Source organism: Enterobacter sp. GD03975 (assembly GCF_029838645.1).
In the GTDB taxonomy this organism is placed as follows: domain Bacteria; phylum Pseudomonadota; class Gammaproteobacteria; order Enterobacterales; family Enterobacteriaceae; genus Enterobacter; species Enterobacter quasihormaechei.
Window position 1 is genome coordinate 101318 of sequence record NZ_JAOBZC010000015.1, and the last position, 9403, is coordinate 110720.

At 51.4% G+C, this 9403-nt stretch carries 9 protein-coding genes and 1 pseudogene; 4 read left to right on the forward strand and 6 right to left on the reverse strand.

Translation table 11 applies throughout. From position 1 onward, the window contains the following. Window positions 1-15: 15 nt before the first annotated feature. Together yihI and N5C09_RS21360 are read right to left on the reverse strand one after the other, a co-directional pair. Window positions 16-531 (reverse strand): Der GTPase-activating protein YihI, encoded by a 516-nt coding sequence (gene yihI / locus N5C09_RS19205; protein WP_006808729.1) that lies wholly within the window; start codon window positions 529-531, stop codon window positions 16-18. 145 nt (window positions 532-676) lie between these two features. Further along, window positions 677-833, reverse strand: a pseudogene (locus tag N5C09_RS21360) (hypothetical protein). Between the two features lie 278 nt (window positions 834-1111). Here N5C09_RS21360 and yihA point away from each other — a divergent pair. Further along, window positions 1112-1741: a ribosome biogenesis GTP-binding protein YihA/YsxC gene (gene yihA / locus N5C09_RS19210; protein ID WP_003861913.1), complete on the forward strand. Its 630-nt coding sequence runs from the start codon at window positions 1112-1114 to the stop codon at window positions 1739-1741. Window positions 1742-2052: 311 nt separating this feature from the next. Here the strand turns inward: yihA and polA are convergent, their stop codons facing one another. Further along, window positions 2053-4845, reverse strand: coding sequence for a DNA polymerase I (gene polA, locus N5C09_RS19215; protein ID WP_063865409.1), 2793 nt, complete (start codon window positions 4843-4845; stop codon window positions 2053-2055). Window positions 4846-5284: 439 nt separating this feature from the next. On the opposite strand from polA, the gene N5C09_RS19220 reads away from it, so the two are divergent. Further along, a complete protein-coding gene (locus N5C09_RS19220) occupies window positions 5285-6193 on the forward strand; it encodes an acyltransferase (protein WP_279749681.1) in 909 nt (302 codons plus the stop codon). Window positions 6194-6215: 22 nt separating this feature from the next. On the opposite strand, the gene dsbA is transcribed toward N5C09_RS19220, so the two are convergent. The 3 genes from dsbA to N5C09_RS19235 form a co-directional block, all read right to left on the reverse strand. After that, complete coding sequence (gene dsbA, locus N5C09_RS19225; RefSeq protein WP_063449666.1) at window positions 6216-6839, reverse strand: thiol:disulfide interchange protein DsbA; 624 nt, start codon at window positions 6837-6839, stop codon at window positions 6216-6218. Window positions 6840-6866: 27 nt separating this feature from the next. Then, window positions 6867-7853, reverse strand: coding sequence for a serine/threonine protein kinase (locus tag N5C09_RS19230; RefSeq protein WP_279749682.1), 987 nt, complete (start codon window positions 7851-7853; stop codon window positions 6867-6869). Between the two features lie 75 nt (window positions 7854-7928). After that, window positions 7929-8198 (reverse strand): YihD family protein, encoded by a 270-nt coding sequence (locus N5C09_RS19235; RefSeq protein WP_003861904.1) that lies wholly within the window; start codon window positions 8196-8198, stop codon window positions 7929-7931. 68 nt (window positions 8199-8266) lie between these two features. Here N5C09_RS19235 and mobA point away from each other — a divergent pair, with 68 nt between their 5' ends. Beyond that, window positions 8267-8851, forward strand: a complete 585-nt coding sequence (gene mobA, locus N5C09_RS19240; RefSeq protein WP_279749683.1) for a molybdenum cofactor guanylyltransferase MobA — start codon at window positions 8267-8269, stop codon at window positions 8849-8851. Further along, on the forward strand, window positions 8848-9351 hold the full coding sequence (gene mobB, locus N5C09_RS19245; protein WP_279749685.1) for a molybdopterin-guanine dinucleotide biosynthesis protein MobB: 504 nt from the start codon (window positions 8848-8850) through the stop codon (window positions 9349-9351). The genes mobA and mobB overlap by 4 nt, the downstream gene beginning before the upstream one ends. The last annotated feature ends 52 nt before the right edge of the window (window positions 9352-9403 follow it).

Sequence of the window (9403 nt, forward strand, 5' to 3'; positions counted from 1 at the left end):
TGCCGGGTGCAAATGTTAGTTTCCACCTTTCAGCAGACGCATCATATCTTCCTGCTTTTCATCTTCCTCTTCGTCTTCTTCATCATCGTAGGACAGACCCAGCTTTTGCATCAGTTCATCAATGCGGTCCAGTTTGGCGTCCACCCAGGACTGCTCTTCGGCGGTCAGGGTTTCACCCTCTTCAAGACGTTCCAGCAGCGCGTCCAGGCGCTCATCGTTCTCCAGCATATCCAGCTCAGCCTGCGGTGAAAGCATAGGTTTCTCGCTCTTTGGTTTGTGCTGCTTAGTGACCGGCGTGTCTGTCACGCCCAGTGGAATGGGAGTTTTACTGCCGATACGAGGATCTTTCTGCTGTTTGCCTTTTGCAGAAGCGCCTGCGGCACCGCCACCGTTAGCACGGCTACCCGAAGCATGGCCACGGTGTTTTTTATCGCGTTTGCGATCGCGCGCTTCCTGATTCAGTTCTTCGCGCGTTTTGCGGCGTGCTTTTGCAGGGCGTTTCGCACCCGCAGCGGAGGTCGGTTTTTTCATGATGTTTTATCTTTAAGTCGTTTTCTTCAGTATAGAATTGCGGCGAAATCTAGCAGAAAGCAAGCAAAGAAAAAAGGCGACAGAGCAATCTGTCGCCTTTTTTCCTGACTCACAACCCTTAACGGGCCAGACATTCCGTGTTTGCCTACAACAAACCCTGTTTATCCCTTAGCTACTACCGTCCGTGATACGGTTCCGTTTCCTGTTAAAAACGCCTCCAGGCGCCGGTCGTCCTGACAATCCTGAGTCTTCGCCTCCTGGCGCTCCTGACCCTTATCCTTAAGTCGTTATCCTGCTGGCATCCTCGCCTTGACGCACACTTTACCTTGTTCTCTTAAACTAACAAGCAACGAAAAGGTACTAAACCGGATTTTCAGATAATTACTCATTATTAACTATTTGAATTTTAATGTTTTGATTCTTTTAGCGCCTGCGATTTCTCTTAAATTTCTCATAAGCATAAAGGCAGATCTCTCACACGCCGTAAGGTCTTTACTTACAGCTCAATGACGATGGGAAAAGCCTTTTGCCCGCATTCAGGTATAATCCCCCGCAGATTACGATTTTTGGAGACGACCACGTGACTACCTGGAACTACCAACAGACGCATTTTGTCACCAGTGCGCCCGATATTCGCCACCTGCCCTCAGACACAGGGATTGAAGTGGCATTTGCTGGCCGCTCCAATGCGGGAAAATCCAGCGCCCTGAATACGCTGACCAATCAGAAAAACCTGGCGCGTACCTCAAAAACACCTGGCCGTACTCAGCTGATTAACCTGTTTGAAGTGGCTGAAGGCAAACGCCTGGTCGACTTACCGGGCTACGGTTACGCGCAGGTACCGGAAGAGATGAAGATCAAATGGCAGCGTGCGCTGGGTGAATACCTGGAAAAACGCATGTGTCTGAAAGGTCTGGTGGTGCTGATGGATATTCGACACCCGCTAAAAGATCTCGACCAGCAGATGATTGACTGGGCGGTGGCAAGCGATATTGCGGTGCTGGTGCTGCTGACAAAAGCGGATAAGCTGGCGAGCGGCGCGCGCAAGGCGCAGGTGAACAAGGTTCGTGAGGCGGTGCTGGCATTCAACGGTGATGTGCAGGTTGAACCGTTCTCCTCGCTGAAAAAGCAGGGCGTGGACAAACTGCGGCAGAAGCTCGACAGCTGGTTTAACGACCTGGAACCGGCGACAGAAGCGGAAGCAGAGTAACAACAGGCGCGGCGATGACCGCGTTTTTTTCGCCCGAAACTTTCCTTGCCGCAATAAAAAACGCCCCAGTCATTACTGACTGGGGCGGCTAAAATATTCAGCCAAATCCGATTACGTGAAGTAAAAGGTCTGAAAGATAGAACATCTTACCTCTGTACCCTACATCGCTAACTCTACTCTTTTTTTATCGTTGGAAAAAGCACTTTTTGTAGTTTTTTTTCATTCTTTACATAGGGAATTCTAATGATCGTCACAAAATGCGCGTTCTTATGTTGCTTACTTACATAAAACGCGCGTTGTTCCGTGAACCTTTAGTGAGCCTGATCCCAGTTTTCGCCGCTGCCTACTTCCACCAGCAACGGAACGTCCAGCTTCATGCTGTTTTCCATCAGTTCATGGATTTTCTGTGAGACCGTATCCAGGTCGTCTTTATGAACTTCAAATACCAGTTCATCGTGTACCTGCATGATCATTTTTACGCGCGGTTTCTCTTTTTCCAGCCAGGCATCAACGGCGATCATCGCACGTTTAATGATGTCTGCGGCCGTGCCCTGCATCGGGGCGTTGATCGCAGCACGTTCAGCACCCGCGCGGCGCGCGGCGTTGCTGGATTTGATGTCCGGAAGGTAGAGACGACGACCGTCCAGCGTTTCAACGTAGCCTTTCTCTTTCGCCTGCGCGCGGGTGCGCTCCATATATTCCAGCACGCCCGGATACCGCTCGAAGTAGAGATCCATATACTTCTGCGACTCTTTACGCGGAATGTTGAGCTGACGTGACAGGCCAAAGGCGCTCATACCGTAAATCAGACCAAAGTTGATCGCTTTTGCGCTACGACGCTGTTCGTTCGTCACGCTCTCCAGCGGCAGCCCAAACACTTCGGCAGCGGTTGCCCGGTGGATGTCTTTCCCTTCGGCAAACGCCGTCAGCAGGCCTTTATCACGCGACAGGTGCGCCATAATGCGCAGTTCGATTTGCGAGTAGTCTGCGGAAACAATCAGATAATCCTCTGGCGCAATGAAAGCCTGGCGAATACGGCGGCCCTCTTCATTACGCACCGGAATGTTCTGGAGGTTAGGATCGGTTGATGAAAGGCGCCCGGTCGCCGCCACGGCCTGATGATAAGAGGTGTGTACGCGGCCCGTTTTCGGGTTGATCATCAGCGGCAGTTTGTCGGTATAGGTCGATTTCAGCTTCGCCAGACCACGGTATTGCAGAATAACTTTTGGCAGCGGATAGTCCAGCGCCAGCTCTTCCAGCACCTCTTCAGAGGTTGAAGGAGCGCCACCCGGGGTTTTCTTCAGCGGCTTGATACCCTGTTTTTCAAACAGGATGGTTTGCAGCTGTTTCGGGGACGACAGGTTGAACGCCTCGCCCGCCAGCTCATGCGCTTTCTGTTCCAGCTCGGTCAGTCGCTGCGCCAGCTCGCCAGAGTGGTTATGCAACACGGTTGGGTCGATTTTAACGCCGTTACGCTCAATGCGGGACAGCACCGGCACCAGCGGCATCTCAATGTTCTGGAACACATTCAGCGGCCCTTCGTGCTTCTGCAATTTTGGCCACATTTTAAGGTGCAGCTGTAGCGTGACGTCAGCGTCTTCCGCGGCGTAGCGGCCAGCCTCTTCCAGCGCAATCTGGTTAAAGGTCAGCTGATTTTTACCCTTACCGGCAATTTCTTCAAAAGTGATGGTTTTGTGCTTCAGCCAACGGTCAGATAAGGAGTCCATATCGTGGCGGCCCGCCACGCTGTCCAGAATGTAGGATTCCAGCATGGTGTCAAAAGCGATACCACGCAGCTCAATGCCGTAGTTTTGCAGAATACCGCGGTCGTACTTCAGGTTTTGCCCCACCTTCAGCGCGTTCTCGTCTTCCAGAATCGGCTTCAGCAGTTCTAAGGCACGCTCGCGGGAGATTTGCTCTGGCGCATCCAGATAGTCATGCGCTACCGGAACATAGGCTGCAATACCCGGCTCCGTTGCGAAGGACAGGCCCACCATATTGGCAGAAATATTATCGAGGCTGTCCGTTTCGGTATCGAAAGCAAACACGGGTGCTTTTTTCAGCTTTTCAATCCAGGCGACGAGCTGTGATTCCTCAAGGAGGGTTTCATAGTTGTCGAAGGAGAGCGCTGCCGCCTCTTCTTCTTCCTGCTCTTCAGCATCAACGACGAGGGTCTCTTTCGGCTTCGCGGCAGGTTTTGCCCCTTTCGCCTGAAGCCATTTCCCGGCTTCGACATCCGTGGTCCAGCGTTTAAATTCGTATTTTCTGAACAGGCCAAGCAGTTCGTCTGCCGCGGGTTCCTGCACTTCAAGCTGCTCGCAGGTAAGCTCCAGCTCTACGTCGGTTTTGATGGTGGCCAGCTGATAGGAGAGATAAGCCACCTCTTTGTTATCGGCGAGCTTTCCGGCCATGGTTTTTGCGCCACGGAAGGTAAGCCCGGCAATTTTGTCGGACTCTGCGTACAGCGTATCCAGCCCACCCAGCCCTTGCAGCAGTGCCTGAGCCGTTTTTTCGCCCACGCCCGGCACGCCAGGAATGTTATCTGAGGAATCCCCCATCAGGGCGAGGAAATCAATAATGAGTTCTGGCGGCACGCCATATTTGGCGACAACTTCTTCCGGGCCAAGAATGGTATTGGTCATGGTGTTGATCAGCGTGATCCCCGGCGTTACCAGCTGCGCCATGTCTTTATCACCGGTACTGATCAGGACCGGGCGGCCGGCTTTTTCCGCTTCGCGCGCCAGAGTACCTATTACGTCATCAGCTTCAACTCCTGAGACCGCCAGTAATGGCAGCCCCATCGCTTTCACCATAGCGTGCAGCGGTTCAATCTGCGCACGCAGATCGTCAGGCATGGGAGGGCGGTGAGATTTGTAATGCTCAAATAATTCATCGCGGAAGGTTTTACCCTTCGCATCAAACACCACGGCCGCATGGGTTGGGTGATATTGCAGAATGAGGCTGCGCAGCATATTCAGCACGCCGTACATTGCGCCGGTAGGTTCCCCTGCGCTGTTGGTCAGAGGAGGAAACGCATGATACGCCCGATACAGGTAAGAAGAGCCATCGACGAGTATAAGTGGGTTTTCTGGGATCTGAACCATAATGTCCGTGCCTGTTATGAATTTATGGGTAAAGGATGCCACAGAAGGATGAAAACATCAGGTTTTAGCGCTTTATACAGAAAAAGATTTTGCGATCGTGAAGATCGCTCGCAAAATCAAACTGTGGATAAGTTTGTGCATATTTTTAATACAGGTGAATAACAGTTCAATAAAGCTGATGAGGCAAACTTATTTATTCAATAAAAACAACTGGTTGAGTTGAGATCGCTTAAGATCCCTTCCCACTGGTGGTTATTTAGTCTATGTGGATATAAGCCTTAAGCACCATGTCTATATAGTGAATTTTGCTGCATAGCAGGAAAAGCAGCAGCCTCTTCGTGTGAAAGCGCCCTGGTCTGGGCGTATTTCTGATAAGATCGGCGCCCAGCACCGGATAGCCGGCTGCTCAATTACAGCTAACTATCTGAAAATATTCATTATGTCGAGACTACTCGCTGCGATAACATTATTGCTAAGCGTCATTTTAACTATTCTGGTTACCATCGCCTGTTCTGTGCCAATCATCGTTGCCGGAATAATTAAGCTCCTGCTGCCCGTCCCTCCGGTATGGCGCGCAGTGTCTGCTTTTTGTAATTTTATGATGTACTGCTGGTGTGAAGGGCTGGCGATCCTGTTGTATCTGAACCCCTGGCTGAAGTGGGATGTTGAGGGCCTGGAAAAGCTGAACAAAAAGCACTGGTATCTGCTGATCTGCAATCACCACAGCTGGGCCGATATCGTTGTATTGTGTGTGCTGTTTCGCAAACACATCCCGATGAACAAATACTTCCTGAAGCAGCAGCTGGCCTGGGTGCCCTTCATTGGTTTGGCCTGCTGGGCGCTGGATATGCCGTTTATGAAACGCTATTCACGCAGCTATTTAATTCGTCATCCGGAACGTCGCGGTAAGGATGTGGAAACCACACGCCGTTCTTGCGAGAAGTTTCGCGCGCATCCCACCACCATCGTTAACTTCGTCGAAGGGTCACGCTTTACCGAAGAGAAGCGACAGCAGACACGCTCTCCCTATCAGAATCTATTGCCGCCAAAGGCCGCGGGTATCGCGATGGCGCTCAACGTGCTGGGCGAGCAGTTTGATAAGTTGCTGAACGTAACGCTCTGCTATCCGGAAAACGACAGGACGCCGTTTTACGATATGCTCAGCGGCAGGCTGACACGTATCGTAGTCCGCGTTGATCTGGTGCCCGTAGATGCGGCGCTGCACGGTGATTACGTAAACGATAAGAACTTCAAACGTCGTTTCCAGCTTTGGCTTAATACACTCTGGAAAGAGAAAGACGAACAGATAGCGAAGATTAAATCTTCATACAAAAACGCCGGTCAATGACCGGCGTTTTTCTTTATGTTTGTTACTTTTTCTCAACCAGGTGTTTCACGGTATCAGCGTACTGTTGTACGAAGATATCCATGCTGGTCGTGTCCATACCACGCATATTCACCTGGTATTTGCCGTTAACATACATCGCCGGCACGCCCTGCAACTGGAAGTCTGCGGCAGCTTTTTCCTGCTGTGCCACGAGAGATTTCACCACAAAGCTGTTCCAGGCTGCGTCGTAGTCTTCACCTTTCACGCCGGCATCCACGAACACTTTACGGATATCTGCCGTGGTCTGTACGGTCTGGGTTTTCTGTACCGCTTCAAACATTGGCGCGGTGATCTTATCTTCCACACCGAGCGCGATCGCCACCGCCCACGCCTGAGTCAGGTCTTTACCCAATGGGCCAAGGAACTCAACGTGGTATTTCGTCATTTTGGTGCCTTCAGGCAGCTTTTTCTTCACGTTGTCAGAAACATGAAGCACCTGCTCAAACTCGTAGCAGTGCGGGCAGTAGAAGGAGAAGAACTCCAGCACCTGAGGCTCGCCAGCAACAGGCTTGTCCAGCGTAATGTACTGCTTGCCGTCGGTAAACTGCGCAGCAGTTGCGCTAAATGCCAGAATCATACCAGCCAGCGCCAGCCAAATTTTTTTCATGATTAACTCTCTCCTGAGTGTGTCCAATTAATACATCGGCGTTAATTGCAAAGGGGGTTCCTGAAGAACCTTAACCTGCTCGGTAAATGTGGATATCTGGCTGCGCCAGTAATCCTCCCCGGTAAGCCAGGGGAAATTTCGGGGAAAAGCCGGGTCTTCCCAACGCCTGATTAACCACGCGAGATAATAAACAAATCGCATCGCACGTAAAGGCTCTATCAAGGCAATTTCATCTGAATTAAAGGGGCTAAATTCTTCATAAGCTTCAATTATGGTCTCAAGCTGCATGCGCTGCTCGGCTTTATCACCGTTGAGCAGCATCCACAGATCCTGAACCGCAGGCCCCATACGTGCGTCATCGAGATCGACAAACAGGGGGCCATCACGCCAGAGAATATTCCCGGCGTGGCAGTCACCGTGCAGGCGCAGAGCGGTAATATCATCCCGCCAGCAGGTTTTTACCGCATCAATAAGCTTATCGGTCGCCGAAAGAAATTTATCCTTAAGCGCCTTCGGGATCAGCGCCGATGTTTCGAATACCTGTCGCGGCTCATTAAGGTATTCCTGAACACCAATCATCGGACGGGCAACAAACGGTTTTTTGCGTCCCGTCTGATGAATGCGCCCCAGATAGCGGGCGACCCATTCCATCTGATCGATATTATCCGCCTCAAACTGTCTTCCGCCCAGGCTCGGAAATATCGCGTAGTAAAAGCCCTGATGGCTCAGCAGCGTTTGGTTATTGAATTTGATCGGTGCCGCAACGGGAACATCGTCAGCCAGCAGATCGTGGGCAAACTGATGCTCTTCCTGAATTTGTTCTGCGGACCAGCGCTGCGGACGGTAGAACTTTACGACAAAGCGCTGGCGCTCTTCGTCCTGGAATTGATAGACGCGGTTTTCGTAGCTGTTTAAAGGGGTTAACCCGGAATCCACCCGAATACCCTGCTCGAACAGCGCATCCACAATGGTATCCGGGTGTAATGTCTGGAAAGTAAAAGCCTGGTCGTTCATCCGATCATCCGGAAATTATACGAATGATTCAGGATATCATCTTGTGGCGATTTCGGTGGCTCCGCTTACAAGCTTTTACTCTTTAATTACGCCTCGGGCGCGCAGTAATGCGGTTTTAAAATCCTCTTCATAATCTTTCTGAATGCCAGGGATTACAGCATCTTTAGCCGAGTCACGCATTTTGAGGTGGTAGATCAGGATGTCGTCAGAAAGGTCTGCCAGTTCACCATCAAAACCTGACTCTTTCGCCAGTTTCTGTAAAAATTGCATCAGATTCAGCTCTGGCTCTTTTTGCCAGGCCGGCTGGAGAAGCTCAATGACTTCATTAAGACGTTTACATTTCATGGTAGTGCTCCTTTCATTTAGAGAGACACGTTAGCAGGGTCAATCCCACAATAAAAGAGGCGATATTCGTGAATCAATGCCAGCAAATCATCGGGGTCGTTCTGGCCGGGGGCCGGGCAACGCGAATGGGCGGAAAAGATAAGGGTCTTCAGCTCCTGAACAATACCCCCTTATGGCAGCATGTTGCTGATACGCTGGCAAATCAGGTGTCGTCGATGGCGATCAGCGCTAACCGGCATATTGATATTTATCAGCGCAGTGGATATCCGGTTTATCAGGATAACCTGGTGGACTACCCCGGCCCGCTGGCGGGAATGCTTTCCGTTATGCAGCAGTCACACGGAGAGTGGTTTCTCTTTTGTTCATGTGATACGCCCTTCATCCCGTCCTGTCTGGCTGAACGTCTGGCGGAGCGGCGCGATGGTGCTCCCGTCGTCTGGGTGCACGACGGTGAACGCGACCATCCTACGATCGCATTGATTCACCGCGCGTTAATCCCCGCGCTGGAGGCTTATTTGGCTTCAGGAGAGCGACGCGTAATGGTATTTATGCGCCAGTCAGGGGGGCACGCCGTTGATTTTAGCGACATGAAATCGGCGTTTATGAATGTAAACACGACGGAAGATTTGCAGATGATGCAGGAGAAGAAATGATACCCGTTTTAGCGATCTCTGCCTGGAGCGGCACCGGGAAAACTACGCTGCTAAAAAAACTGATACCTGCACTTTGCGCTAAAGGCATTCGTCCCGGACTGATTAAGCACACGCACCATAACATGGACGTCGATAAGCCGGGGAAAGATAGCTATGAGCTGCGTAAGGCTGGCGCTGCGCAAACGATGGTGGCGAGTAACCAGCGCTGGGCGTTAATGACAGAAACCCCGGATGAAGCCCCGCTGGATCTCGCTTATCTTGTCAGCCGGATGGATTACTCCACGCTGGATCTGGTGCTGGTTGAGGGGTTCAAGCATGAGGCTGTTGCGAAGATCCTGCTGTTCAGAAGCGATGCGGGGCATAACGTAAGTGAGTTAACGCTGGATGAGCATGTTATTGCCGTAGCCAGTGACGTTGCGTTGTCGCTGGACGTACCGGTTCTGGATTTGAATAACGTGGACGGGATTGCTGAGTTTATTATGGAGTGGTGTGCAGTCTGAGATCTGCCAGGTGACGGCTTCGCCTTACCTGGACTACATTTTTTCGACGTAT

Bases quoted from the DNA above. Each gene is read 5' to 3' on its own strand.
- yihI (WP_006808729.1), bottom strand. From the start codon at position 531: ATGAAAAAACCGACCTCCGCTGCGGGTGCGAAACGCCCTGCAAAAGCA.
- polA (WP_063865409.1), bottom strand. From the start codon at position 4,845: ATGGTTCAGATCCCAGAAAACCCACTTATACTCGTCGATGGCTCTTCT.
- N5C09_RS19220 (WP_279749681.1), top strand. From the start codon at position 5,285: ATGTCGAGACTACTCGCTGCGATAACATTATTGCTAAGCGTCATTTTA.
- dsbA (WP_063449666.1), bottom strand. From the start codon at position 6,839: ATGAAAAAAATTTGGCTGGCGCTGGCTGGTATGATTCTGGCATTTAGC.
- N5C09_RS19230 (WP_279749682.1), bottom strand. From the start codon at position 7,853: ATGAACGACCAGGCTTTTACTTTCCAGACATTACACCCGGATACCATT.
- N5C09_RS19235 (WP_003861904.1), bottom strand. From the start codon at position 8,198: ATGAAATGTAAACGTCTTAATGAAGTCATTGAGCTTCTCCAGCCGGCC.
- mobB (WP_279749685.1), top strand. From the start codon at position 8,848: ATGATACCCGTTTTAGCGATCTCTGCCTGGAGCGGCACCGGGAAAACT.